The organism is Streptomyces sp. NPDC001980 (genome assembly GCF_040296885.1).
Lineage (GTDB): Bacteria > Actinomycetota > Actinomycetes > Streptomycetales > Streptomycetaceae > Streptomyces.
In genome coordinates, this window is the sequence record NZ_JBEOYD010000031.1 from 54,912 (window position 1) to 78,815 (window position 23,904).

The following is a 23,904-nucleotide window of genomic DNA, read 5'->3' on the forward strand; positions in this document are numbered from 1 at the left end:
TATGCCCGTTGCTACCCGCGGTGTGGGGCAGCCGCAGACGGTCGCTTCGGGGGCCGTTGCTTCCTCAGGCCCATTCCACGACGGAGACAATCTGCGAGGCACATGCTCAACCAGCCGCCCGACGATACTTACGAACCGCCAGCGTCCGGAAGGCCAGGATGATCACGACCGACCAGATCAGCGAGGCCCATACGGGGTGCTGCATGGGCCAGGCGTCGGACGCGTTGAAGCCCGGCGGAAGGTTGCCGAACAGCTCGCGGCACGCTTGCACGGTGGCGCTGAACGGGTTCCACTCCGCGATGTGGCGCAGGAAGGCCGGGAGGTGGTTCGCGTCCACGAAGGCGTTCGAGATGAACGTCAGCGGGAACAGCCAGATCAGACCGCCTGAGGTCGCCGCTTCAGGGGTGCGTACGGTCAGGCCGATGAGTGCGCCGATCCAGGAGAACGCGTAGCCGAGCAGCAGGAGGAGGGCGAAGCCGGCGAGTACCTTGCCGAAGTTCTCGTGCGTGCGCCAGCCGACGATCACCGCGACGATCGCCAGGACGACGAGGGTGAGTGCCGTCTGGACCAGGTCGGCGAGGGTGCGTCCGGTCAGGACGGCGCCGCGAGCCATCGGTAGGGAGCGGAAGCGGTCTATGAGGCCCTTGTGCATGTCGTCGGCGATGCCCGCGCCGGCGCCGGCCGTGGCGAACGTGACGGTCTGGGCGAAGATGCCGGCCATCAGGAACTCGCGGTAGGCCTGGGTGGAGGTGGAGGAACCGACCGTGATCGAGCCGCCGAACACATAGGTGAACAGCACCACGAACATGATGGGCTGGATCAGCCCGAAGATCAGCATCTCGGGGATCCGGGACATGCGGATCAGGTTGCGTTTCGCCACGACCATCGAGTCGCGGAACGACTGGGTCACGGCGTTGCCAGGGGCGGCCGGCACCCGCGCGGTGTCGCTGACGGCACTCACTTCACGGTCTCCTTGCGGCTGTCCTTGCGGCTGTCCTTCTTGCTGCCCCGCTCGCCGTTGCCCTCGGGCTTCTCCTCGGCCACGTGTCCGGTCAGGGAGAGGAAGACGTCGTCGAGGGTGGGGCGGCGCAGGGCGATGTCGTCGATCTCGATGCCCCGGGAGTCCAGCTCGCGGATGACCTCGGCGAGCAGCTTGGCGCCGCCGGTGACGGGCACGGTGAGCTTGCGGGTGTGCTCCTCGACGGTGGTGTCGCCCTTGCCGAACCCCGCCAGCACCTCGGCGGCGGTCCGGATGTGCTCGCGCTCGTGCACCACGACCTCGACGCGCTCGCCGCCGGTGCGGGCCTTGAGCTCGTCGGAGGTGCCCTGGGCGATGACCTTGCCGTGGTCGACGACCGCGATGTCGTGGGCGAGGTGGTCGGCCTCTTCCAGGTACTGGGTGGTGAGCAGCAGGGTCGTGCCGCCGGAGACCAGCTGCTGGATGACCTCCCACAACTGCTGGCGGTTGCGCGGGTCGAGGCCGGTGGTCGGCTCGTCCATGAACATCACGGGCGGGGAGACGACGAGGGCGGCGGCGAGGTCGAGGCGGCGGCGCATGCCGCCGGAGTAGGTCTTGGTGGGGCGGTCGGCGGCGTCGGTGAGGTTGAACTGCTCCAGCAGCTCGACCGCGCGGGCCTTGGCCTGCTTGGCCCGCATCTGGTACAGCTGGCCGACCATCTGCAGGTTCTCGCGGCCGGTGAGGTATTCGTCGACCGCCGCGAACTGTCCGGACAGGCCGATGGAGCGGCGTACGGCGTCCGGTTGCCCGAGGACGTCCATGCCCGCGACGACGGCCTTGCCGCTGTCGGGGCGGAGCAGGGTCGTCAGGCAGCGGACGGCCGTCGTCTTGCCCGCGCCGTTCGGCCCGAGCAGTCCGAGGACCGTGCCTTCGGGGACATCGAGGTCGACGCCGTCCAAAGCCCTTACGTCGCCGAAGGTCTTGACCAGACCTTCGGCATAGATGGCGCCTGGCATATGGGTCTCCACGTCGTCGGGGGATTCTGTGAGAAGGCTAGGTATGCGGCCCTCGGTCCGCCTATGGTTTTCCGCCGGTGCGACGGCAGGCGGACGGCAGCGGTGGCCACGCGACACACCATAACGCGATGTATCGCGTTCGTCGACGGATTTCCCCGAACGAGTGAGTGAACAGGCGCTGACCAGGCCGTCTTGCGCCGGGAACGGCCGCCGCGCTCAGTCGATGACCGTGTAACCGGCCTCGCGCAGGGACCGGCCGACCTCGGTGCAGTGGGCCGGGCCCTTGGTCTCCAGGTGGAGTTCGACCTCCGCCTCCGCGAGCCCGAGGCGGGGATCGGTGCGGATGTGGCTCACGTCGAGGACGTTCGCGTCGACCGCGGACAGCACCCCGAGCAGGGTGGCGAGCGCGCCCGGCCGGTCGGTCAGCCGCAGCCGTACGGCCAGGTAGCGGCCCTGCGCGGCCATGCCGTGCCGCAGCACCCGCTGCAGCAGCACCGGGTCGACGTTGCCGCCGGACAGCACGGCGACGACCGGTCCGGCGAAGGCGCCGGGCTCGCCCAGCAGCGCCGCGACCGGGCTGGCCCCGGCCGGTTCCACCACCATCTTGGCCCGCTCCAGGCAGAGCAGCAGCGCGGCCGACAGCTGGTCCTCGCTGACCGTGCGGACCTCGTCGACCAGCTCCTCGACGAGCGCGAACGGCACGTCACCGGGCCGACCCACCCTGATGCCGTCGGCCATCGTCGCCGGGTTCGCCACCGTGACCGGGTGCCCGGCCGCCAGCGAGGGCGGATACGCGGCCGCGCCCGCCGCCTGGACGCCGACGATCCGCACGTCCGGTCTGACCGCCTTCACCGCGACCGCGATCCCGGCCGCGAGCCCGCCGCCGCCGATCCCGACGACGATCGTGCCGACCTCGGGGCACTGGTCCAGGATCTCCAGCCCGACCGTGCCCTGACCGGCGATGATGTCCGGGTGGTCGAAGGGGTGGATGAACACCGCGCCGGTCTCGGCCGCGTACTCCTGGGCGGCCTCCAGCGTCTCGTCGACCACCTGGCCGTGCAGCCGCACCTCCGCGCCGTACTCCCGGGTGGCACTGATCTTGGGCAGCGGGGCGCCGTTGGGCATGAACACCGTCGAGTGCACGCCGAGCAGCGACGAGGCCAGCGCCACGCCCTGCGCGTGGTTCCCGGCGCTCGCGGCGACGACCCCGGCGGCGCGCTCCTCGGGCAACAGCCCGGCGATCCGTACATAGGCGCCGCGCAGCTTGAACGAACCGGTCCGCTGGAGGTTCTCGCACTTGAGGTGCACCGGCGAGCCGACCAGCTGGGACAGGTGCCTGCTGCCCTCCATCGCGGTCACCCGCGCCACGCCCGTGAGCATCTTCTGGGCGCCGCGTACATCGTCGAGGGTGACGGGGCGCAAGGAGTCAGCCGTGCTGTAGCTCATGACTCAAGTCTCGCAGTTCACAGGCCGGAGGCGCGGGTGTGACCAAGCTCCGAGACCGGTTTGCGCAGCGCCGGTACGGCTCGCCCCCTGTCCGCGTACTCTGTCCCCCACATCAGCACTCCTTTCATGAAGCGAGCCCCCGGCCATGCCCACAACACCTGAAATGTCGATGGACATGACGACCGTCGGTGACACCGGTCTTCTCGACACGCTGCAGCACGAGGTGGCGGTGTTCGCCCGTCGTGCCGAACAGACCCGGCTCGGCGGCGTCGGGCAGGTGCGCAACTCCATGGACCGCGCCGCGTATCTGCTGCTCAACCGCCTCGACAAGGAAGGCCCCATGGGGGTCAAGGCGCTTGCCGCCAGCATGGGGATCGACTCGTCCACGGTCACCCGGCAGGTGGCCCCGCTGGTCGACACCGGGCTCGTCAAGCGCACCTCGCACCCCGAGGACGGCCGGGCCGTGGTGCTCCAGCTGTCCCCGCGCGGGCTGTCGCGGCTGGAGGAAGTGCGTTCGTCGCGGCGCCAGTTGATGGCGGAGCTGACGCAGGACTGGGAGCCGGCGGAGCGCGAGACGTTCTGCGCGCTGCTCACCCGCTTCAACAGCGCGCTGTCCGCGCGGATGGCGGTCCCGCCGGGCTCGGACACCCCGCCGGCCTCCTGACCACTTGCCGGCCTCCCGCCCGCCGGCCTCCCGCCCGCTGTCCGGACACGGACACCGTCGGGGCTTCCCGCGTCTCCGGGGCTTCCCGCAGGCATCCGCCGTATCCGCCACGCACGCGTGCCGCGCGCATCCGTCACGCGCGCGTGCCCCGCGGCTCTTGACCGTGGGCCCGACCCTGGCCTCATATGAGACCGGGCCCCGACGTACCCGTGTCGGGCCCCACAGTCGGGGAGGGACGGTGCACGATCGGCAGGCTCTGCAGGACGCCCGCCGGGCCCGGGAGTTCGAGGCGTTCGTCGCGGGCGCGGCAGGACGGCTGCTGCATGCCGCCACCCTGCTGACCGCCGAGGCGCCGGACGCCAACCCCCGCGCGCGGCGCCTGTTGACCCACGCGCTCGCGCACACGTACGCGTGCTGGGACCGGCTGCGCGGCGAGGACCCGTACGACCGGGCCCGTCAGTACCTCGCCCTGCGCTTCGCGAACTCCGCCTGGCACCAGTACGGCGGCCCGCTCAGCCGCACCCGCCCGGACCCTCGCAGCGCCCTCGCCGGGCTCACGCCCCGGGAGCGTCTGATCCTGGTGCTGCGGCTGTACGAGGGGGTCGCCGAGGAACAGACGGCGGCGCTGCTCGGCCTGCCCGCGGAGCGCGTGCACGCCCTCTGCGAGCGGGCGACGGCCACCCTGCTGCACCCGCCGCGGAAGGCGGCGCCCGCGGTGCCGGTGGCGAAGGTGGCGCCGTCGTGAACCGTGTCGAACGCGAGGCCGCGGCCCGGCGGATCATGGAACGGACCCCGCCCCCGGTACCGCCCGACCTCTACGGCGAGGTGCTGCGCCGGGGCGGCCGGATGCTGCGGCGCCGGCGCAGGGCCCGCCGCCTGCTGTGGTTCCTGCTGTGCGCTGCGGCGGTGGTGTTCGCGGTCTGGGCGGCGACGGTGCATCCGTGGGTGGAGCCGCCGTCCACGACGACTCCGCCCATCGTCGGCTGGTGAAACGATCAGCCGAGCGCCTGCTGGAGGTCTTCCAGCAGGTCGTCGACGTTCTCGATGCCCACGGACAGGCGCACCAGGTCGGCGGGCACCTCCAGCGCGGAGCCGGCCGCCGAGGCGTGCGTCATCCGCCCCGGGTGCTCGATCAGGGACTCGACGCCGCCCAGGGACTCGCCGAGCGTGAACACCTTCGCGCGGTTGCAGACCTCGACGGCCGCCTCCTCGCCGCCCGTGACCTGGAAGGACACCATGCCGCCGAACGCCTTCATCTGCTTGGCGGCGGTCTCGTGCCCCGGGTGCTCGGGCAGGCCCGGGTACAGGACCCGCGTCACGCGCGCGTGCCGGCTCAGCATGTCGGCGACCCTCGTGGCGTTCTCGCTGTGCCGGTCCATGCGCACCGCGAGCGTCTTGGTGCCGCGCAGCACCAGCCACGAGTCGAACGGCCCGGCGACCGCGCCCATCGCGTTCTGGTGGTAGGCCAGCTCCTCGCCGAGCGTCTGGTCCGACACGATCAGCGCGCCGCCGACCACGTCCGAGTGACCGCCCATGTACTTCGTCAGCGAGTGCACGACGACGTCCGCGCCGAGCGAGAGCGGCTGCTGGAGGTAGGGCGTGGCGAAGGTGTTGTCGACGACGAGCCGGGCACCGGCGTCGTGGGCGACCTGGGCGACGGCGGCGATGTCGGTGATGCCGAGCAGCGGGTTGGAGGGGGTCTCCACCCAGACCGCCTTGGTCTTCGGGGTGATCGCGGCCCGCACGGCGGACGGGTCGCTGGTGTCGGCGACGGACCACTCCACGCCCCACCGGGAGACGACCTTCGCGAACAGCCGGAACGTGCCGCCGTAGGCGTCGTTCGGGATGACCACGTGGTCGCCGGGGCTGAGCAGCGTGCGCAGCAGGGCGTCCTCGGCCGCCAGCCCGGACGCGAACGCGAGGCCGCGCCGCCCGCCTTCCAGGGCGGCGAGGTTCTCCTCCAGGGCGGTCCTGGTCGGGTTGGCGCTACGGCTGTACTCGTAGCCGCCGCGCAGGCCGCCGACGCCGTCCTGCTTGTAGGTCGAGACCTGGTAGATCGGCGGTACGACCGCACCGGTGAGGGGGTCCGCCGTGTTGCCCGCGTGGATGGCGAGCGTCTCGAAGTGCTGACTGATGTGGTGCCTGTCGCTCATGGTTGACGAGCCTAGTGCTCCGACGGCCCCCGCGCGTCGTCCACAGGCCGGGCCGGCGGTTGTCCACAGGCCGGGGCACCGGTTGGCCAATTGTCGGCGCCGTCTGGTTCGCTTGACGCATGGCGATTCTCTGGGCCCTGATGGCGGCGCTCCTGCTGAGCTTCGCGCTGCTCCCCGTCCTGCGACGGCGGCGCGGCATGATCGAGCAGGTCCACCCGAGCCACCCGGACGCCGCCGACCCGGCGGACTACGGCTTCGTGCGCGAGGAGGACCTGGACATCCGCATGCCAGGGCCCGACCAGGACCTGCTGGACGTCCTCGACGTCGTGCAGCACACCCAGGACTACCGGGCGGCCTCCCAGCTGCTCGCGGGCACGGAGATCGCGGGCGAGCTGCGCTGGCAGCGCGTGCAGGCCTTCGCCGGCGCGGCGGCTCTGGAGCTCCAGCAGCGACCGGGCGGGGTCAGCGAGACGCCGGGCGGGCAGTGGCTGCGGGTCTGGCGGGCCGAGCAGCCCAAGGACGCGGGCGGCGCGGCCGTCCACGCGGAGTTCCTGGTCCAGCAGGCGTGGCGGACGTCGACGCCCGGCACCGACGACTTCCGGATCATCATGGAGGAGGCCAGGGACGCCTGCGGGCAGGCGGCGCTGCTCTCCCCCGGCGACCCGGTGCCGTACATCATCGAGCTGTCGGTGGCGCGCGGGCTGAACTACCCGCAGCCGGAGTTCGAGCAGCTGTGGCTGAAGATCCTGGACCGCGCGCCCATCCACATGGGGGCGCATCTCGCGGCGCTGCACTACTGGTGCGAGAAGTGGCACGGCTCGCGCGCGCTGGCGTATTCCTTCGCCGAGGCCGCCGCCGCCCGCGCCCCGCAGGGCTCGCTGCTGGCCGCGATGCCGCTGTTCGCGGTCTTCGAGCACCTGCCCGAGGTGAACCTGGTGGCGAGCTTCTACCAGAGCGAGGTCGTCACCAAGGCCGTGCACGGCGCCCTGCACGCGGTGCACTCGGCCCGCCAGGACGACCCGATGCTCGCGCACGTCCGTCACCTGCTGGTCTTCTTCCTGGTCCGCTCGGAGCGCTGGGCGGAGGCCATGGGCGAGCTGATACGCGTCGACGGGCATGTCGGGGCCCTGCCCTGGACGCTGTCCGCGAACCCGGCCGCAGAGTTCGCCCTCTTCCGCGCACTGGCGGTGGCGGGCTACGAGGCGAACGGCGGCAGTCCGGCGACGCTGCACAGCTGAGGGCGCCGACCAGAGAAACGGTCGTTCGTCGGGTGCGGGCCGGTGGGGGTTGCTCGCGCAGTTCCCCGCGCCCCTTCAGGGCGCGAACCCCACCACCCGTGCCAGGCGCCGTCGCGTCGCCTGCATACACCCGTTCGTTTTCCATTGGTCGTAGTCGGCCCCGTTCCCCGGGGTCCTGTGGGGGGATCTGCCCGATGGGCGCAACTCTGCGGGCGCTGCGCGCCCTTGTTCTGCTCTGCGGTTTCTATCTGCTGAGCCTCGTCCTGCTGGCGGTGCTGGCCGTCGTCGACGTGGCGGCGGTGACATGGGCGCCCGACGCCTTCGCCGGGAAGATCGTGATCGTCTCCCTGCTGCTGGCGGTCCCGGTCGTCAGGGGCATGTTCATGCTGCGCACCCCCAAGGGCGAGGACCCGCCCGGCCTCCCGGTCACGGAGGCCGACGAGCCCCGGCTGTGGGCGCTGGTGCGGGAGCTCGCGGCGGCCACGGGCACCCACGCTCCGGACGCCGTCGTGCTCATCGGTGAAGTCAACGCGGCGGTCGGCGAGGAGCCCCGGCTGCTCGGCCTGCGCCCCGGACCGCGCCGCCTCTACCTGGGCGTGCCGCTGCTGACCGGGCTGACCGAGGCCCGGCTGAAGGCCGTACTCGCCCACGAGTACGGCCACTTCACCGGCGGAGACACCCGGCTGTCGGCGCTCGCCATGCGCGGCCGGGTGCAGATCGCGCGGACCGTCGGGCACTTCCACGCGCAGGCCGACGGCAAGGAGGCCGCCGAACGCGCCCGGCAGGAGAAGGCCGCCGCCAGGCGCACCGCGAAGGGCAGACAGGCCAAGAAGATCGACACCGCCGGCGCCGGGATCACGTACCGGCTGATGGCGGCGGTCTACACGGCGTACGCGAAGCTCTACATGCGGGCCACGCTGTCGACGGCCCGCGCGCAGGAGTACGCCGCCGACCTGGCCGCCGCGCGGATCGCCGGCCGGGACGCGACGGCGTCGGCGCTCCGTGAGATCCCGGTCCTGTCCGCCGCCCACGACTTCTACCTCGACGCGTACGCGACGCTCGGCCTGCCGGCCGGGCAACTGCCGCCGCGCGGGCAGTTCTTCGGCGGCTTCGGCCGGATGCTGACGGCGCGCGAGACGGAACTGGCGGGGCTGCGGGAGAAACTGCCGACGGAGCCCGGATCGCCGTACGACTCGCATCCGCCGATCGCCGACCGGGTGCGGCGGATCGAGGAACTGCCCGCCGACGGGCGCGGCGCGGAGGACGGCGGCCCGGCCCTCGCCCTGCTCACCGACCCGGCCCGGACCCTGGCCGCGCTGGAGGACGCGGTGCTGACCGAGGAGGTACGGCGGTTCGAGCGGGCCGGGGAGTGGGAGCAGTTGCTGAGCTCGTCGATGGCCGCGGGGCTGGCCTCGCTCGACACCCCGCTGCACCGGGCGCTCGCCTTCCACACCGAGGACCGGCCGACGCTGCCCGCGCTGCTCCGGCTGATCGACGACGGCCAACTGTGGCAGCTGGCACAGCGGCTGCCGCTGTCCGAGCAGCCGGCGACAGCGCAGGACGCGGCGTTCCGGGAGTCCGTACGGCCGGTGCTGCGTGACTCGCTCCAGAACATGGTGCTGGCCGAGTTCAGCGCGCGGTCGCTGCTGCACTGGGAGTTCTCCTGGTCGCGCCCGGCGGCGGTACGGCTGCCCGGTTCCGCGTCCGACCTCGACGGCGAGGCGGGCACGGAGGCCGCGCTGCACGCCGCGGTGGCCGCCGCGCTGGCCGACCACCCCGACACCGGCCCGCTACGGGCACTGTTGCCGCCGACCCCACAGCCGGCCTGACCCGGCCGCAGGCACGGGCGGAATCCGGGCGGCGTCCCCCGCGTTGTCACTTCCGGTGTTGCTCAACGACAGCCAGCGCCGTCCGGACACCGTGACGGGCTGGATACGCGGACACCGATCAGGCAGGAGACGCCGGTCCCGGCGAGCCTGTGCTGCCATGTGACCCGTCAGGGCGCCCGATGGATCGCAGAGTGCCTCATGAGCCGTTGAACACCCACAACCGTCGTAGACCTTGCTGTCGGCGCCTCTTGTACAGCGCCGTGAGCCCGAGATCGCGCCCTGTGCAGATGTTGGCGAGCGCTCACCGCCCGGCAAACGGTCCGTCGGCGCGGAAGCCGCGCACCGGTCTCCGTACCTTCTCCGGCACGGCCGAGTGGCAGACGGTCGCCGACCGCCGAGTTGACAGCGGCAACGAGCTGCCGTTCAGGGCGACTTCAGGTCGCCAGGCAACCTGAACCGAATTTCCAGCCTTTTCACAGATGGCACACAAGCACATCCTTCCGTGCCTGCAAGACGTGCACGACTCGTCCCGACCAGACGCAGAAAGAGCACCCATGACCAGACACCACCCCAATGCCTTACGGCGTTCGGCGGTCATCGCCGCTGCCGCCCTCGCCGTCGGAGCCGCCGGAACCCTCGCCGCGCCCGGCGCGGGAGCGGCTACACCGGCGGGCACGCCGAAGCTCGAACTGATCGCCGCCACCCCCGCGGTGACCGTCGACCGATGGGAAGGCGAGCCGGGGATCTACCTGGACCTCGGCACTTACATCACGGTCGACGGGGGACCGTTCGAGCTGCGGGTGACGCGCAAGTCCTACAACGACCCTGTCGTCGCGTCGCAGGTGATCCGCTCCGGCGGCCGGACGGTGACCAAGACCCTGCCGAAGGGCCTGGTGAAGGACTTCTCCGGCCTGCCGGGCTTCCTCAACGTCAGCATCAGCGACGAGTCGGGCGCGAAGAAGGTCGACACCACGCAGTCGTTCTGCCCGAACAACCGGGCGGGCCGGATCCGGCCGGATGCCCCGGCCACCTCGAAGTACCCCGACGGCTGCTCCGACAACCCGTTCGCACTCGGCGGGGTGTGGGGGGTCGAGAAGGGCTGGGCAGCCGCCACGTCCCAGGGCTTCCGTGGGGACGACGCGATCGACCTGCCGGCCGGGGTCTACACCGCGAAGGTGTCGGTGGCGAAGAAGTATCGCGACCTGTTCGGAATACCCGACAAGACCCAGACCATCAAGGTGACGGTCCGCCAGCAGGACTCCGGCGGGGGCCAGGGTCTGGCCGGCGCCAAGCACGGGCAGAAGAGCACGTCGAAGAGCCCGAAGCCGGCCGCCAAACGCCCGGTCGGCAAGGCGGCCGTCGCCGCCGACATGCCCAAGCCCGACCTGCGTGCCCTCCCCGCGTACGGCATCGCGATCACCGACGGGGCCGAGGGCGGAGCGGGTGCCGTCGCCGGCAAGGACTACCTCGCCTTCAGCGCCACCGTCTGGAACGGTGGCCCCTCGCCGCTGGTCGTGGACGGGTTCCGCAAGCCCGGCGCGGAGAAGATGGACGCGTACCAGTACTTCTACGACGCCAAGGGCAAGCAGGTCGGGTACACACCCACCGGCACCATGGAGTGGGACCCGCGGGAGGGCCACCAGCACTGGCACTTCAGCGACTTCGCCAGCTACCGGCTGCTCGGCGCGGACAAGAAGGAGATCGTCCGCAGCGGCAAAGAGGCGTTCTGCCTGGCCAACACCGACGCCATCGACTACACGGTGAAGAACGCCAACTGGCACCCGTACAACACCGACCTCGCCACCGCCTGCGGTGAGGAAACCGCCGTCTCGGTGCGCGAGGTGCTCGACGTCGGCAACGGCGACACCTACAGCCAGTACCGGCCCGGTCAGTCCTTCGACGTCACGGACCTGCCGAACGGCACCTACTACATCCAGGTCATCGCCAACCCCGACAACCGGCTCAAGGAGCAGAGCACGGCCAACAACGTCACGTACCGCAAGGTCGTCCTCGGCGGCACGCCGGGGGCCCGCTCGGTGACCGTGCCGAAGTACGGCCTCATCGACGCTCCCTGACCACCCGGCGGGCGGGGGTACGCGCCTCCGCCCGCTCACCGGCACGACACATGTCCGCTGCCACGGAGCCGGTGAATCGTCAGCGGCGCCCGCAGTGACCGGCAGGCGTTCGCCGTCCCCCGAGTTCGGCAGCCAGTGGATATGCGGTGACGGTGGCCCGGCCGGGTCTGTTGCTACCGGTCCGTGACGTCCGACACCGGAGCGACACCCGAAGGACAAGACTCCCCCCAGTTCGTCCCGAACGGGTCACTTGGCTTGACCCCCGTCCCGCCGAGTCCGCAGTAGCCGCCCCGGTCTTTGCTGCTCGAAAGGTATTGCTGGTGGTAGGCCTCGGCCGAGTAGAAGGGGCTGACTGGCAAGCGATCGCCTCCGCTCTTCCCGACACCGACGACGACAACCCACCGCAGACCTGCCCGCTGAGATTCCCCACCCACCCGTCGCCGTCACGCACCCCCCCTCATGCGATCCTGACCGGTGCGGCACAGTCACGGTCAACTGAGCGGGCAACGGTGGGGGAAACGTGGGGCTCTTCGGATCGCGAGGCCGACGTAAGGGCATACCGGACGAGCCGGCGCTGCTGGCTGCGGCTGCCGAGAACCCCGGTGGCAGCGTCGCCGAGATCGACCCGACGTATATCGACGACCCGAACGGCTACGTACCTCCCGAAGCGATCCGCGGCGCGTGGCTGGTGGACGGCAGCGGGAAACTGACCGGCGAGTACCAGGAGAATCTCCGCCACGGGGTGCCGCAGGACGACTTCAGCAAGCTCACTGATCCCGATCACTGGCTCGGCTGGCTCGGCGACGACCCCGCGACCGCCGTCCGGAAGGGCATCGAAGAGTCCTTGCGCGCCCAGGTGGCGGACGCAGTGGTCGAGTGGGTCAAGATCCTCGAAACGCCCCGGTTCCTCACGGGTGGGCGTCGGCATTCCGAGGACGACCAGGTCATGTTGGTCACCCGGGCTGCACTCGCCGCGCCGTTCGCGTTGTCCGTGCGCACCACGCAGCACGGGCGTTCCATCCTCCTGGGGGTGTTCTCCTGGGCTGCGGTGAACCTCTCACGGCCCGAGGCCCGCAAAGATCGACACTGGTTCGACCTCGGCGTCGAGCTGGACTGGGCCGGTGAACGGCTTCGGGAGAGGATCTACGAGATGGACGGTACGGCCGGAACCGCCGAAGGGTAGTGCGGCCATGCCGCAGCACCGCACCGGCGGTCGGAGCGAATACACGACGGCGTAGGCGCCCTTGACGGGGAGAAGCGATCCGACCCCTCACCTGGTCAGCAGCGCGGGGATACGTGGGATCCAGCCCCGCTGCGGGGTTCGCTACCCAGCTGCCACGACCTGGCCGGCCGTGACCTGAGGAGGGTTGGGAAGCAGCGATGCGAGGCTTTCCCGTACGAAGTCCGCCGCCCTCTTGACCGACTCGTCGGCCCCGGCCTGGTCTTCATAGATGCTGGTAGAGACCATCACTCCACCCCCGGCGTCAATCCAGTAGTAGGCCACGAAGCCGGGGACCTGACGGAGGAGGGGGACGAATCCCTCGTCCACCCGGCGTCCTGCCTCGGCAGGATCCGTCACCCCTTCGTACCGCCGAACCACTGCGTACATGACTGATCTCCTCGCGTATCCCAAGGCCACCTTGCTCGAAACGGCATACCCCGCAGCGGGTGTCTCCCTTTCGTGGCACGCCCGGAAGACGCTCGGATAGGCGCATGGGTCAGCCGAACCGGGCATCTGCTGCGGGCGGGCGAAACGGGGCGTCACGGAACTCCAGGCAGAGCCAACTGGTGGCCAGGCACTCGACAGCGACAACCGCACCTACTGGGCCCTGCTGCGTGGCCTGCGGTGTTCGGGTGAGTGCGGGTTCGCGCTGCTGACCGGCCACCGGCGGGCGCTACGCCGTATCACCGCCGGCCCACGCGTGATCGGCGACGTCGCCGAAGCGGCTCCGAGCTTCATCGCGAGTATCTCCTCCGGTGCAGCTCAGGCGGGAAGTTCCGTGACGCCGAGGGCGAAGTCCCAGCCCCGCACCCCGTGCCGGGAGAGGCCCATCGTGAGCGCACCCGCTCCTTCCAGCCAGTGCGCCATTTCCAGGCCACCGGCGCCCATCGGGCGCATCCCGAGGCTCTTGACGAACGCCTCCACGCCCGCCTTGGCCTGCGCATCGTCGCCGGCGATGAAGACGTCGGGCCGACCGTTCTCCAGGACATGACGGAAGACCGTGTTGAATCCCTCGTCCCGCACTGATGAGCTTGTTCCGCTGTGACGGACACCGTCGGTGCGGTGGGCCACGGCGGGCGCCTTCCGCCGCAGTGGACGTCAGCCGAAAATCAGTGGCCGCCCGACCGGGCCGACCGCACGCTGTACGCCATGGAACAACCGCAACACGTGATTCGCGCGGCCTACGCCGAATCCACGATCACCGTCTATCAGGCGTACTCACCGGAGATCGGCCTGCCTGCTGTCCGCGAGGGCCACTTCGCCGGCGGGTGGAAGCGCGACAGGATGACGTGGATCAAGCCGTCGTTCCTGTGGATGATGTACCGCTGTGGCTGGGGCACGAAGGCAGGGCAGGAGACCGTTCTCTCCGTCGAGATCAGCCGTGCCGGATTCGAGTGGGCGCTGCGCCACGCGTGTCTGTCGAGTTACGTCCGCGGGCTGCACCCCGACCGAGCCACCTGGCAACGTCAGTTGAAGCGCGCGCCCACCCGTGTGCAGTGGGACCCCGAGCGGGACCTGCGCCTTCGGCCCCTGCCGTGCCGGTCCTTGCAACTGGGTCTCTCCGGTGAGGCCGTGCGACGCTACGCGGACGAGTGGACGGTCGCCATCCGCGACGTGACCCCGCTCGCCCATGAGGTGCACGCCCTGGTCAGCGCCGGTGACTTGACCTCCGCGGCCCGGCTGCTGCCGCAGGAACACTCATATCCCCTTGGCGACGAGCTTCTTGCCCACCTACGTGGATGACGGGCTGCTCCACCCGACAGTCGGCTCCGGCCCATAGGTCCGCCCGGCCGCTAGGCCGGATGCCGTCTTCGGGGTGCGTGCCGGGGCAGCCCGCCACAAGATCCTGGTCATGCGGACATCTGCTCAGATACGGCCCTGTTCTCCTCCGGCGCGGCGCGGCGGTGCGCGTCATGCCATACCCGCGGCTCTTGCCTGCGGTGTGCTGCTGGCCGGCACTACGGCGTGCGCCGGAACCGACGGGCACAGGAGTCACGTCGGTGCCCCGGGTGTCAACAACCCGGCCGCGCCCGGCTCCCCCGGCCCGGAATCGGGCCCGCGTCTTCCGGGCGTCGGAAGCCGCATGGGCAAGCGCGTACCGGCCGACGCCCGTCAGGCCGTGGTCGTCTACGGCGACGGCACGGACTCCGCCGGGAGCACCGTCGTGCTCTACGAGAAACAGGGCACTGCCTGGAAACGCAACGGCAGCTGGCCCGCGCACAACGGCAGACTGGGCTGGACGACCGACCATCGCATGGATGACGAGCGCAGTCCGGTCGGCGTGTTCTCCCTGACGGATGCGGGAGGGTCGCTCAAGGACCCGGGCAGCCGCCTGCGCTACTGGTACGACGACAATGCCTTCGCCTCCATGATCGAGGACGGCGACGACCACGTCCACGACTTCGACTACGTCATCGCCATCAACTACAACCGGCTCACGGATGTCCCGCCGTTCGACTGGAGCCGTCCCGATGGAGTGGAGAAGGGCGGCGGCATATGGCTGCACCTGGACCACGGCAACGGCACGTCCGCCTGTGTCACCGTTCCCGAGTCCGGCATGAAGACCCTGCTGCGCCGCCTCGATCCCCGCCGTCACCCGGTCGTGGTGATGGGCGACCGGGAGCGGCTGAGCGCCTGACGACCGGCCCCTGCCCCGGTCCGTGTGCGGCGTCCGACGCAGGCACTGCGGCAGGAGCGGTATCCGCAGGAGCCTCCCCGTCCGGCGGACGCCCACTGCCCGTCACGGCCTGACACCTGGTTCCTACGGCTGCCGCCGGGCCCGACCAGCGCGCCTGGGCCGGGTTTGGACCGGGCCGGGCCGTGCCGTGTCCGGCTGCGGGCCCGGCCGTAATTCGCTTGCCCTGGCTACGGGTTGGCGCTGCACTGTGGCCAGACACCACGGGTCGTGGTGCCGGCATCCCGAGGAGGCAGCGGCAGCAATGGAGATCCGTCCCACGACCGACAGGGATCTCGACGTCTTCGTCGAGACGATGCATGCCGCGTTCGGGCTCTTCCCGGAACCCCCGGTCGAGGGCGGCGGGCGCTGGTGGTCGGCGCTGGAAATGGACCGCTGCCTGCTCGCCGTGACAGCGGACGGGCGGCCTGTCGGCACCGCCGGCGCGTACGCCTTCGAGCTCACCCTGCCCGGTGGGACCCTCGTCCCGGCCGCCGGGGTGACCGCCGTCGGTGTCCTGCCCTCGCACCGGCGCCGGGGCGTGCTCAGCGCGATGATGCGGCAACAGCTCGCCGACCTGCGGGCCGGCGGGGAGTTCCTTTCCGTGCTGCTGGCGTCCGAGGCCTCTATCTACGGCAGGTTCGGCTACGGACCGGCGACGTACACGGCGCGGCTGACGGTGCCGCGCCACCGGGCCGCCCTCACCGTTCCCCGGGCGCACGCGGTGGCCGACGCACCGGCGACCGGCTCGGACAGCGGCTCGGTCGAGGTACTGCGTCGTGCCGAATGCGGCGACATTCTGGAAGAGGTCTACGACCGGTACCGCCGCGCCCAGCCCGGCGCACTGTCCCGGCCGCACCGCTGGTGGGCCTTGCGCGCGGGGCAGCCCCCGATCTCACCGGCATCGCGCTACCTCGCCGTCCACCGGGGCGCCGACGGCGTCCCGGACGGGTACGCCAGCTACTCGGTCGAGTCCGGCACCCTGACGGTCGATGAGACCATCGCCACCGACGACGCCGTCTTCACGGCCCTGGCCCGGTTCGTACTCGGACACGACCTGGTCTCTCAGGTCGTGTTCAAGCACGTCCCGCCCGAGCATCCGCTGCGCTGGCAGTTCGCGGACTTCCGCGCCGGCGAGGTGAGCGGCGACACCGACTGGCTCTGGGTGCGGCTGCTGGACGTCCCGCGTGCTCTGACCGCGCGCGGCTGGTTCACGGACGGCGAGCTCGTCCTCGACATCGACGACCCGTTCTTCGGCGAACACGGCCGCTACCTGCTGACCGTCCGGGACGGCAAGGCCGACTGCGTCCCCACGGACCGGCAGCCCGACCTGTCCCTGGACGTGCGCGACCTGGGCGCCGTCTATCTCGGCGGCACCGCCCCGAGCACGCTCGTACGCGCCGGACACATCCGAGCCCACCACCAAGGCGCGGCCACCCTCGCCGACTCCCTCTTCCTCGCCGACCGCACCCCGCACTGCCTGCACTGGTTCTGACCACGCGCTCGCCGGGCCCACCCGTCGGGGCGGATGCCACCGACGGGCGCCAGGGCGAGCGGGTCCGGCGAGGGACGAGGGCGGCCGGGCCGGAGCGGGCACGCTGCCATGCCATGCCGGTGGCCCCATGCGGTCCCGGCACTGGGTGCACGCGGGCGGCCGCGCGGGGTCTATCGAATTCGCCACAAGGTTCCCCATGGGGAAAAATAGGACTTCCGCGTCGGGTGAGGTGGTGGCGATGCCCGCTTGGCATCTGCGTGACTATCACGACGACGATCTCGACCAGGCCATCCAGATCTGGGACCAGAGCCGCCAGGCCGATGAACACCGGGTGTTTCCGGTCTCCGAGGTGATGGCCGCGGCCAAGGCCGGTCAGACGGCGGTGGTCGCAGTGGTCGGTGGCCAACTGGTGGGCATGGCCGTGGCGCAGGCCCACGACAAGCGGGGATGGATCCTGCTGGTGGCACTCGCCTCACGATGGCGCGAGCGCGGGATCGGCAGCGCGCTCCTCACCGAGCTGGAACGGCGCCTGCGGGCACTGGGCGTGCGCCACGTCAGCGCCCTGCTGCCGGCCGGTGCCGCCGGGACGAAGGCCCTGGAGAACTCCGGCTACCAGTCCCGCGCCGGCCTGACCTACTACGAGAAGCTCGAACCGCCCGGCGCCGCCAACGCCGACCTCCTCGCCGCGCTGGGCGGCCGCATGCTGCCCGAGGGCCTCTGGGACGCCATGGCCGGCATGGAGCGGGAGAAGCAGATCGTCGAACGTCGTGTCGTACTGCCGCTGACCGAGCCGGCGCTGGCAGACCGCTACGGCGTCGTACCACCCAAGTCGATCATCCTGTTCGGCCCGCCCGGCACCGGAAAGACCAGTTTCGCCAAGGCGGTGGCCTCGCGCCTCGGCTGGCCGTTCGTGGAGCTCTTCCCGTCCCGGCTCGCGGCCGACACGAACGAGGGACTGGCCGTGGCGCTGCGGGAGGCCTTTGCGGACTTGGCGGAACTGGACTCCGTGCTGCTCTTCATCGACGAGGTCGAGGAGATCGCCGGCGTGCGCTCCGGGAAGGCGGTCGACCCCGGGCACGGAGTGACCAACGAGCTGCTCAAGCTCATCCCCGTCTTCCGCGAGCACGACGCGCGGCTGCTGGCCTGCGCCACCAACTCGGTGCGCTCCCTCGACGCGGCGTTCCTGCGACCGGGCCGGTTCGACTACGTCATCCCCATCGGCCCGCCGAACCCCACCGCCCGCGCAGCGATCTGGGCCCGCTATCTCAGGGCCTCGGGCGACTCGGTGGATCTCGGCCAACTGGTCGAGGCGAGCGAGCTGTTCACCCCCGCCGACATCGAATTCGCCGCCCGCAAGGGTGCACAGGCAGCGTTCGAGTACGAGGTCACGCATCGCCAGGGGCGGGCGGCCACCACCGAGGACTACATGACCGCCATCGGTGACACCCGGCCGACTCTCACCCCGCACACGATCGAGGAGTTCACCGAGGACATCGACAAGTACAGCCGTCTCTGACACCGACGCCCAGTCCCCCCGGCCGGCGGCAGGAGGCGCCGGCCGCAGTGAGCCGGGGCGGAGCCAACCGCGTCGAGTGCTTCAGTCGGCCGCTTCGCGCTCGGCGTCGGGGGTGGCGCCGAGGGGGTCGTCGGCGGGCAGGGCGAGGGCCAGCTTGCCCGTGACGCGGCCGTCGAGAAGCTGTCGGACAGCCGCGGCGGTGTCGGCGAGGGGGTAGACGCGGTCCACGACAGGGGTGAGCGCGCCGGCGTCGATGAGAGCCGTCAGGTCGCGGAGCCCGTCGGCGTGCTCGGAGGCGATGAAGGTGCCCAGGTGCCGGCTGGTGAACGGTGACAGCATCTGGGCGCGGAGTTGCCGGTCGGTGCCGCCGAGCCAGCGGCCGTTCGTCTCGCCGCCGGTGATGACCAGCCTGCCGCGAGGGGTCAGGGCCCGACGCAGATCCTGCAGGCGGCGGTTGCCCGCGATGTCGATGATCGCGTCGTAGCGTTGCGGGCCGGCGAGGAAATCCTCGCGGGTGTAGTCGATCACGTGGTCGGCGCCCAGTGCCCGTACGGCGTCGAGCTTGGCGGTGCTCGCGACGGCCGTGACCCGGGCGCCGAAGACCTTGGCGAGTTGGACGGCGAAGGTGCCCACGCCGCCGGCGGCTCCCGTGACCAGGACCCGCCGGCCCTCCTGGACCCGGCCCTGGTCGCGAACCGCCTGGAGTGCGGTGAGCGCGCTGACGGGTACCGTCGCCGCCTCCTCGAAGGTGAGTCCGGTCGGCTTCGGGGCGATCCTGTCGGGACGGGCGACGGCGTATGCGGCGAACGCGGCGGCGGCCGTGCCGTAGACCTCGTCGCCGGGCGCACACCCTCTCACGTCGGAGCCGACCGCCTCGATGACACCGGCGATGGTGCGGCCGGGGTTGGGGAGCTTCGGCCCGCGCAACCCGCTCACGGGCCGGATCGCGTACGGCAGGCCGGCCATCAGGTGCCAGGTGCCCCGGTCCACGCTGGAGGCGCGCACCCGCACCAGCACCTCGCCCGGCCCGATGCCGGGCCGGGCGAGCCGCGCCATGCGCAGGACGGCTTCCGGCTCCGCACCGTAGCGCTCCTGCACGACGGCCGTCATCGTCCCGGTCCCACCGGTCGTTGCGATCGGCTCACTCACGTTCCGCATCGTCACTGCTCCCGGTTCCGCCGCCCGAATACTTACGACGTAAGTGATGACTTACGCCGTAAGTACAGCACTTACGGCGTAAGCTCGTCAACGCCGAGTACACCCGCGAGGAAGAGACCGCCCACCGTGCCCCGACGCACCACCCCGCAGCCGGTCCGCGAGCCGCTCACCCGGCAGCGGGTGCTGGCCGCCGCCGTCGAGATCGCCGACGCCGGCGGCCTGGAGACGCTCAGCATGCGCAGGCTCGGCGAGGCCGTCGGAGTCGAGGCGATGTCCCTGTACAACCACGTGGCCCACAAGGAGGACCTGCTCGACGGCATGGTCGACCTGGTCTTCGCCGAGGTCGAACTGCCCACGCCGGGCGACGACTGGCGCCAGGCGATGCGGCAGCGGGCCACCTCCATGCGCCATGTGCTGTCCCGACACCGCTGGGCGGTCGGGCTGATGGAGTCACGGTCCACCCCGGGCCCGGCCACCCTGCGTCACCACGACGTCGTCCTCGGCTGCCTGCGTCAGGGCGGGTTCTCCCTCGCCCTGACCGCCCACGCCGTCTCGGTCCTCGACAGCTACATCTACGGGTTCGCCCAGCAGGAGAAGACCCTGCCCTTCGACACCCCGGAGGACACCGCCGAGCTGGCGGAGTCGATCATGAGCGGTTTCGGCGACGGCGAGTACCCGTACCTGACCGAGATCGCGACCGCTCACGTCATGCGCCCCGGGTACGCCTACGGCGACGAGTTCGCATTCGGCCTGGACCTCATCCTCGACGGCCTCCAGCGGGCAGCCGGCTGACGAGCCGGTACGGAGCGCTGTGGCGTGGAGGCTGCCGGGGACGACTCAGGTGCTGAAGCGGTGAGCCGGGGACGACTCAGGTACTGGAGCGGTGAGCCGGGGTGATCAGAGGCCGGTCATGTGGTGCGGGACCGCGAGGTCCTCGTCGGCGAACAGAGCGGTCAGGGCGGCCGGATCCGCTCCGAGACAGGCTTCGGCGACCCTGTCGACGAGCCGGTCGTAGTCGGGGCCGGTTCTGCCCTCGTAGGCCTCGGTCATCCGGCCCCACTCGTCCCAGGGCAGCATCTCCAGCTTGCCGAGGGCCGCGAGGTCGCGGACGGCGTTGCCGCTGACCTCTGCGGGTCCCCAGGCGTGATCGGTGCCGAGCACCCCGAACCGCTGTGGATCGATCAGCCCCTTGCGGTACTGGATCCACGCTTCGCCGCCGGTCAGGAACTCGCCCGGTGCGAGGTCCTCCGGGCGCTCGACGTAGCCGTGGCCGAGATGTTCCGTGTCGACACGTATCCAGCGCCGGTCGCCGGCGTTCCAGTACTCGGTGATCCAGTGGTCGAGGCCGCGTCCCTCCACGAAGCAGGTGCCGAAGCCGCACCTGGCCCTGGAGGGGATGCCCCGCGCCCGCAGGACCGCGCAGGCGACGGTGGCGAAGTGGCGGCACGTGCCCACCACCCTCCGCTCCGGTGGCCGGGGGTGGTGCAGAGGAGAGGGGTCCAGCGCGGTCAGCCTGGCGACCAGCTCGTTCACCGGTCGGATGTCCTTCTCCGCGAGCCGCTCTTCGGGAACGCCGAGCGCGGCGGCATCGGTCGGCTGGATGACGAGGTTCTGTACAGCAGCACACATACCGACCGGGTCGGTCGGCAGGTCCTTGATGAGCCACAACTGGTCGGTGGCGAGGCGGGTGAACGGACCGGGCCGGGAGTGATCGAGCGCGTCGTCGGTCATGACCGGGGATCGTAGACGGCTGAGGCGAGCCCTGGTCCTCGGTCGCGCCGTCGAGCCGGGTGCAGGCCGCCGTCCGCGCCGGCGCGCTCGATCCGTCCTTGGTGAAAAGCCTCAGCCCGGTGCGTGGTTCCTCGCACGTGCTGACCGCCGCCCCGGCGCTCCCGCCGAAGCTCCGGGCCGGGCGGAACGGGAGAGTCGCGGACGAAGGCGACGGGGAGGAACATCGGAGGGACGGAGGCAAGGTGGTGTGGCTATGGGGACGCCGTCGATGCATTTCAGCGAGAGCCCCGAGGATCCGTTCGCCCTCGGACGTGGGGCTTCGGCTGTGCTCGACGATCGAGGCACCGTGGTCGGCTGGAGCGTACGCGCACAGGAGTTGTTGGGCTATCCGGCCGGGAAGGTGCTCGGACGAGCGTGGCAGGACCTCCTGGTCGACGCCTGTGACCTGGCCGTCGTGCGGTCCGTGGTCGTGGATGCCGTGAAGGCCGGGGGCTGGTTCGGTGTCCTGCCCGTCCTGCACCGCGACGGACACCGTGCCGAGATGGCGTTCCGGGCCCGGGCGGTCACCAGGGAGGGGGGCGGTCAGGAGTGGCTCCTGGTCGGTGCTCCCGCCGCGGAGGTCATTGCCTGGCAGCGGGACCGTGCGCTGCTGGACGGCCTGTACCGCCGGTCCCCGATCGGTCTGGTCACGTACGACCCGGACCGGCGAATAATCCGGGTCAACCGTGCGGTCGAAAAGGCGAGCGGCGTCCCGGCCGAGGCGCCGGTGGGTCACCGCTCCCGCGAATTCATGGTCGACGAGGACGCGGGGCCGGCGGACGAACGGGTCCGGCACGTCCTGGAGACCGGCGAGCCGTTGATCTTCACGGAGCAGTCCGCCCGGGCACGCCACGATCCGGGCCGGGAGCGGATCGTGTCCGTCTCCGCGTTCCGGATGGAAGACCCCTCGGGCCGGGTGCTCGGCGTGGCGGAGACGATCGAGGACGTGACCGAACGTTACCGGGCGCAACGCAGGCTCGCCCTGCTGAACAAGGCGAGCGCCCGGATCGGAACCTCGCTGGACGTGACACAGACCGCTCGGGAACTGGCCGGGGCGGTCGTCCACGGCCTGGCCGACCACTGCTCGGTGGACCTCCTCGAACCGGTGACGCTCGGTGAGGAACCGGTGCCCGGTGCGGTGGGTCCGCTGCTCCGGGCCGCCCTCGCGCCACCGGAACCCCGCGTCCCGTACCAGGAGGGCGAGGTGGTCCCGCTGCTTCCGGAATCTCCGCAGGCGCGGTGTCTGGCCGAGCGTCGCCCGATTCTCGAAGGGCTGCTGTCCCTGCGGCCCGAGTGGTATGCCATGGACCGGCGGCGGATCGAGATCGCCTCGGGTCTCGGCGTTCATTCGCTGATCGCGGTGCCCCTGGTCGCGCGCGGCCTCGTGCTGGGCGTGGTGAGCCTGTGGCGGTCGCGCAATCCGGAGCCGTTCGAGCACGACGACGCCGCCGTGGCCGAGGAGCTTACCTCGCGGGCGGCGGTCTGCATCGACAACGCGCGCCGCTTCACCCAGCAGCAGAGCGCCGCCCTGACCCTTCAGCGCAGTCTGCTGCCGAGCGTGGCGTCCGACCTGCCGGCCGTGGAGGTGGCCTGCCGGTACCTCCCCGCGAGCGGTGAGCCGGGCATCGGCGGCGACTGGTTCGACGTGATCCCGTTGTCAGGTGCCCGGGTCGCCCTCGTGGTGGGGGACGTGGTCGGCCACGGGATCCACGCCGCGGCCTCGATGGGCCGGCTGCGGGCCTCCGTGCGCACCCTGGCCAGCCTCGACCTGGAGCCGGACGAAGTGGTGGCGCGGCTGGACGACCTGGTCAGTCTGCTGGCCACCGAGCAGGAGGCGAACGCCGACGGCAACCACTCGGCGATCGAGCAGGTGCTCGGGGCCACCTGTCTCTACGCGGTCTACGATCCGGTCTCCCGGCACTGCTCCCTGGCGCGCGCCGGCCACCCGGCGCCGCTGGTGTCCACCCCGGACGGCGAGGTGACCGTGCTCGAACTGCCCGCGGGGCCGCCACTGGGCCTGGGCGGACTGCCGTTCGAAACGTACGATCTCGACCTGCCCGAGGGCACCCTGCTCACGCTCTACACCAACGGTCTCCTGGAGGCACGCAACGGCGACGTGGACGCCGCGCTCATGGACCTGCACGCGTGTCTCACCCACACCACCGACCCTCTGGACCAGACCTGCCACGCCGTTGTCGAAGCGCTGCTGCCCAAGGGCCACCTCCCCACCGACGACGTCGCGCTGCTCATCGCCCGTACCCGGGTACTGCGGCCACAGGACGTCGCGTCCTGGCAGTTGCCCCTGGAAGCGACCTCCGCCGCCCGGGCCAGGGAGCTGACCACGGCGACCCTGACCGAATGGGGGCTGCCCGACCTGGCCTTCACCACCGAGCTGGTCGCCAGCGAGCTCGTCACCAACGCCTACCGGTACGCGGCCGGCCCCGTCGTCCTGCGCCTCATCCGTACGCACTGCCTGATCTGCGAGGTGTCCGACACCAGCCACACCGCCCCCCATCTCCGGCGAGCCCGCAGCACGGACGAGGGCGGACGCGGACTCTTCCTGGTCGCGCAGCTCACCGAGCGGTGGGGCACACGCTACGCCCACGACGGCAAGACGGTCTGGACGGAGCAGCCTCTGACGCCCGCATGACCCGCGACCTCCACCACCGCGGCCGACACGCCGAGGAGCC

Annotated in this window: 20 protein-coding genes and 2 pseudogenes; 13 read left to right on the forward strand and 9 right to left on the reverse strand. The window is 71.2% G+C overall.

Annotation, left to right across the window (positions count from 1 at the left end; genetic code table 11):
• Positions 1-106 precede the first annotated feature (106 nt).
• From ABT137_RS36085 to ilvA, 3 genes are all read right to left on the reverse strand, one after another.
• Entirely contained in the window at positions 107-961 is an 855-nt protein-coding gene (locus ABT137_RS36085) for an ABC transporter permease (protein ID WP_351715362.1), read from the reverse strand.
• The gene (locus ABT137_RS36090; protein WP_351715363.1) at positions 958-1,974 is read right to left on the reverse strand and encodes an ATP-binding cassette domain-containing protein; all 1,017 of its coding nucleotides are present in this window, start codon (positions 1,972-1,974) and stop codon (positions 958-960) included. The genes ABT137_RS36085 and ABT137_RS36090 overlap by 4 nt, the downstream gene beginning before the upstream one ends.
• Before the next feature lie 216 nt (positions 1,975-2,190).
• On the reverse strand, positions 2,191-3,420 hold the full coding sequence (ilvA, locus tag ABT137_RS36095; RefSeq protein ID WP_351715364.1) for a threonine ammonia-lyase: 1,230 nt from the start codon (positions 3,418-3,420) through the stop codon (positions 2,191-2,193).
• A gap of 163 nt (positions 3,421-3,583) precedes the next feature.
• Here ilvA and ABT137_RS36100 point away from each other — a divergent pair, with 163 nt between their 5' ends.
• From ABT137_RS36100 to ABT137_RS36110, 3 genes are all read left to right on the forward strand, one after another.
• The gene (locus ABT137_RS36100) at positions 3,584-4,084 is read left to right on the forward strand and encodes a MarR family winged helix-turn-helix transcriptional regulator (protein WP_351715365.1); all 501 of its coding nucleotides are present in this window, start codon (positions 3,584-3,586) and stop codon (positions 4,082-4,084) included.
• A gap of 238 nt (positions 4,085-4,322) precedes the next feature.
• Complete coding sequence (locus ABT137_RS36105) at positions 4,323-4,829, forward strand: sigma factor-like helix-turn-helix DNA-binding protein (protein WP_351715366.1); 507 nt, start codon at positions 4,323-4,325, stop codon at positions 4,827-4,829.
• Entirely contained in the window at positions 4,826-5,074 is a 249-nt protein-coding gene (locus ABT137_RS36110) for a hypothetical protein (protein WP_351715367.1), read from the forward strand. Before ABT137_RS36105 ends, ABT137_RS36110 begins: the two co-directional genes overlap by 4 nt.
• Positions 5,075-5,079: 5 nt before the next feature.
• Here ABT137_RS36110 and ABT137_RS36115 read toward each other — a convergent pair whose 3' ends face one another.
• A complete protein-coding gene (locus ABT137_RS36115; RefSeq protein WP_351715368.1) occupies positions 5,080-6,237 on the reverse strand; it encodes a cystathionine gamma-synthase in 1,158 nt (385 codons plus the stop codon).
• Positions 6,238-6,356: 119 nt separating this feature from the next.
• Between ABT137_RS36115 and ABT137_RS36120 the strand changes: the two genes are divergently transcribed.
• From ABT137_RS36120 to ABT137_RS36130, 3 genes are all read left to right on the forward strand, one after another.
• Positions 6,357-7,475 carry a hypothetical protein gene (locus ABT137_RS36120; protein WP_351715369.1) on the forward strand — a complete coding sequence of 373 codons (1,119 nt, stop codon included), beginning with the start codon at positions 6,357-6,359 and terminating at the stop codon, positions 7,473-7,475.
• Positions 7,476-7,669: 194 nt separating this feature from the next.
• On the forward strand, positions 7,670-9,304 hold the full coding sequence (locus ABT137_RS36125; RefSeq protein ID WP_351715370.1) for a M48 family metalloprotease: 1,635 nt from the start codon (positions 7,670-7,672) through the stop codon (positions 9,302-9,304).
• Positions 9,305-9,858: 554 nt separating this feature from the next.
• Positions 9,859-11,379 (forward strand): lysyl oxidase family protein, encoded by a 1,521-nt coding sequence (locus tag ABT137_RS36130; protein WP_351715371.1) that lies wholly within the window; start codon positions 9,859-9,861, stop codon positions 11,377-11,379.
• A gap of 173 nt (positions 11,380-11,552) precedes the next feature.
• On the opposite strand, the pseudogene ABT137_RS36135 reads toward ABT137_RS36130, so the two are convergent.
• A pseudogene (locus ABT137_RS36135) lies at positions 11,553-11,726 on the reverse strand (peptide-methionine (S)-S-oxide reductase MsrA); the annotation flags it as partial.
• A gap of 173 nt (positions 11,727-11,899) precedes the next feature.
• Here ABT137_RS36135 and ABT137_RS36140 point away from each other — a divergent pair.
• Positions 11,900-12,562 carry a hypothetical protein gene (locus ABT137_RS36140; RefSeq protein ID WP_351715372.1) on the forward strand — a complete coding sequence of 221 codons (663 nt, stop codon included), beginning with the start codon at positions 11,900-11,902 and terminating at the stop codon, positions 12,560-12,562.
• A gap of 141 nt (positions 12,563-12,703) precedes the next feature.
• Here the strand turns inward: ABT137_RS36140 and ABT137_RS36145 are convergent, their stop codons facing one another.
• On the reverse strand, positions 12,704-12,988 hold the full coding sequence (locus ABT137_RS36145) for a hypothetical protein (protein WP_351715373.1): 285 nt from the start codon (positions 12,986-12,988) through the stop codon (positions 12,704-12,706).
• Positions 12,989-13,363: 375 nt separating this feature from the next.
• A pseudogene (locus tag ABT137_RS36150) lies at positions 13,364-13,615 on the reverse strand (NAD(P)-binding domain-containing protein); the annotation flags it as partial.
• A gap of 135 nt (positions 13,616-13,750) precedes the next feature.
• Between ABT137_RS36150 and ABT137_RS36155 the strand changes: the two are divergent.
• From ABT137_RS36155 to ABT137_RS36170, 4 genes are all read left to right on the forward strand, one after another.
• Positions 13,751-14,344, forward strand: a complete 594-nt coding sequence (locus ABT137_RS36155) for a DUF4291 domain-containing protein (RefSeq protein WP_351715431.1) — start codon at positions 13,751-13,753, stop codon at positions 14,342-14,344.
• 340 nt (positions 14,345-14,684) lie between these two features.
• The gene (locus ABT137_RS36160) at positions 14,685-15,239 is read left to right on the forward strand and encodes a L,D-transpeptidase family protein (RefSeq protein WP_351715375.1); all 555 of its coding nucleotides are present in this window, start codon (positions 14,685-14,687) and stop codon (positions 15,237-15,239) included.
• A gap of 301 nt (positions 15,240-15,540) precedes the next feature.
• Positions 15,541-16,770 (forward strand): GNAT family N-acetyltransferase, encoded by a 1,230-nt coding sequence (locus ABT137_RS36165; protein ID WP_351715376.1) that lies wholly within the window; start codon positions 15,541-15,543, stop codon positions 16,768-16,770.
• A 229-nt stretch (positions 16,771-16,999) separates the two neighbouring features.
• Positions 17,000-18,286: an ATP-binding protein gene (locus tag ABT137_RS36170; RefSeq protein WP_351715432.1), complete on the forward strand. Its 1,287-nt coding sequence runs from the start codon at positions 17,000-17,002 to the stop codon at positions 18,284-18,286.
• An 81-nt stretch (positions 18,287-18,367) separates the two neighbouring features.
• Here ABT137_RS36170 and ABT137_RS36175 read toward each other — a convergent pair whose 3' ends face one another.
• Positions 18,368-19,444 carry an NAD(P)-dependent alcohol dehydrogenase gene (locus tag ABT137_RS36175; RefSeq protein ID WP_502984629.1) on the reverse strand — a complete coding sequence of 359 codons (1,077 nt, stop codon included), beginning with the start codon at positions 19,442-19,444 and terminating at the stop codon, positions 18,368-18,370.
• 126 nt (positions 19,445-19,570) lie between these two features.
• Here ABT137_RS36175 and ABT137_RS36180 point away from each other — a divergent pair, with 126 nt between their 5' ends.
• Positions 19,571-20,236 (forward strand): TetR/AcrR family transcriptional regulator C-terminal domain-containing protein, encoded by a 666-nt coding sequence (locus tag ABT137_RS36180; protein ID WP_351715378.1) that lies wholly within the window; start codon positions 19,571-19,573, stop codon positions 20,234-20,236.
• Between the two features lie 105 nt (positions 20,237-20,341).
• Here the strand turns inward: ABT137_RS36180 and ABT137_RS36185 are convergent, their stop codons facing one another.
• Positions 20,342-21,175 (reverse strand): transglutaminase-like domain-containing protein, encoded by an 834-nt coding sequence (locus ABT137_RS36185; RefSeq protein ID WP_351715379.1) that lies wholly within the window; start codon positions 21,173-21,175, stop codon positions 20,342-20,344.
• Positions 21,176-21,428: 253 nt separating this feature from the next.
• On the opposite strand from ABT137_RS36185, the gene ABT137_RS36190 reads away from it, so the two are divergent.
• Positions 21,429-23,864, forward strand: a complete 2,436-nt coding sequence (locus ABT137_RS36190; RefSeq protein WP_351715380.1) for a SpoIIE family protein phosphatase — start codon at positions 21,429-21,431, stop codon at positions 23,862-23,864.
• The last annotated feature ends 40 nt before the right edge of the window (positions 23,865-23,904 follow it).

What these genes read in the sequence shown, in the direction of transcription:
- ABT137_RS36090 (WP_351715363.1), bottom strand. Translation starts at nt 1,974, where the DNA reads ATGCCAGGCGCCATCTATGCCGAAGGTCTGGTCAAGACCTTCGGCGAC.
- ilvA (WP_351715364.1), bottom strand. Translation starts at nt 3,420, where the DNA reads ATGAGCTACAGCACGGCTGACTCCTTGCGCCCCGTCACCCTCGACGAT.
- ABT137_RS36100 (WP_351715365.1), top strand. Translation starts at nt 3,584, where the DNA reads ATGTCGATGGACATGACGACCGTCGGTGACACCGGTCTTCTCGACACG.
- ABT137_RS36115 (WP_351715368.1), bottom strand. Translation starts at nt 6,237, where the DNA reads ATGAGCGACAGGCACCACATCAGTCAGCACTTCGAGACGCTCGCCATC.
- ABT137_RS36120 (WP_351715369.1), top strand. Translation starts at nt 6,357, where the DNA reads ATGGCGATTCTCTGGGCCCTGATGGCGGCGCTCCTGCTGAGCTTCGCG.
- ABT137_RS36125 (WP_351715370.1), top strand. Translation starts at nt 7,670, where the DNA reads ATGGGCGCAACTCTGCGGGCGCTGCGCGCCCTTGTTCTGCTCTGCGGT.
- ABT137_RS36130 (WP_351715371.1), top strand. Translation starts at nt 9,859, where the DNA reads ATGACCAGACACCACCCCAATGCCTTACGGCGTTCGGCGGTCATCGCC.
- ABT137_RS36145 (WP_351715373.1), bottom strand. Translation starts at nt 12,988, where the DNA reads ATGTACGCAGTGGTTCGGCGGTACGAAGGGGTGACGGATCCTGCCGAG.
- ABT137_RS36155 (WP_351715431.1), top strand. Translation starts at nt 13,751, where the DNA reads ATGGAACAACCGCAACACGTGATTCGCGCGGCCTACGCCGAATCCACG.
- ABT137_RS36160 (WP_351715375.1), top strand. Translation starts at nt 14,685, where the DNA reads ATGGGCAAGCGCGTACCGGCCGACGCCCGTCAGGCCGTGGTCGTCTAC.
- ABT137_RS36165 (WP_351715376.1), top strand. Translation starts at nt 15,541, where the DNA reads ATGGAGATCCGTCCCACGACCGACAGGGATCTCGACGTCTTCGTCGAG.
- ABT137_RS36175 (WP_502984629.1), bottom strand. Translation starts at nt 19,444, where the DNA reads ATGCGGAACGTGAGTGAGCCGATCGCAACGACCGGTGGGACCGGGACG.
- ABT137_RS36185 (WP_351715379.1), bottom strand. Translation starts at nt 21,175, where the DNA reads ATGACCGACGACGCGCTCGATCACTCCCGGCCCGGTCCGTTCACCCGC.
- ABT137_RS36190 (WP_351715380.1), top strand. Translation starts at nt 21,429, where the DNA reads ATGGGGACGCCGTCGATGCATTTCAGCGAGAGCCCCGAGGATCCGTTC.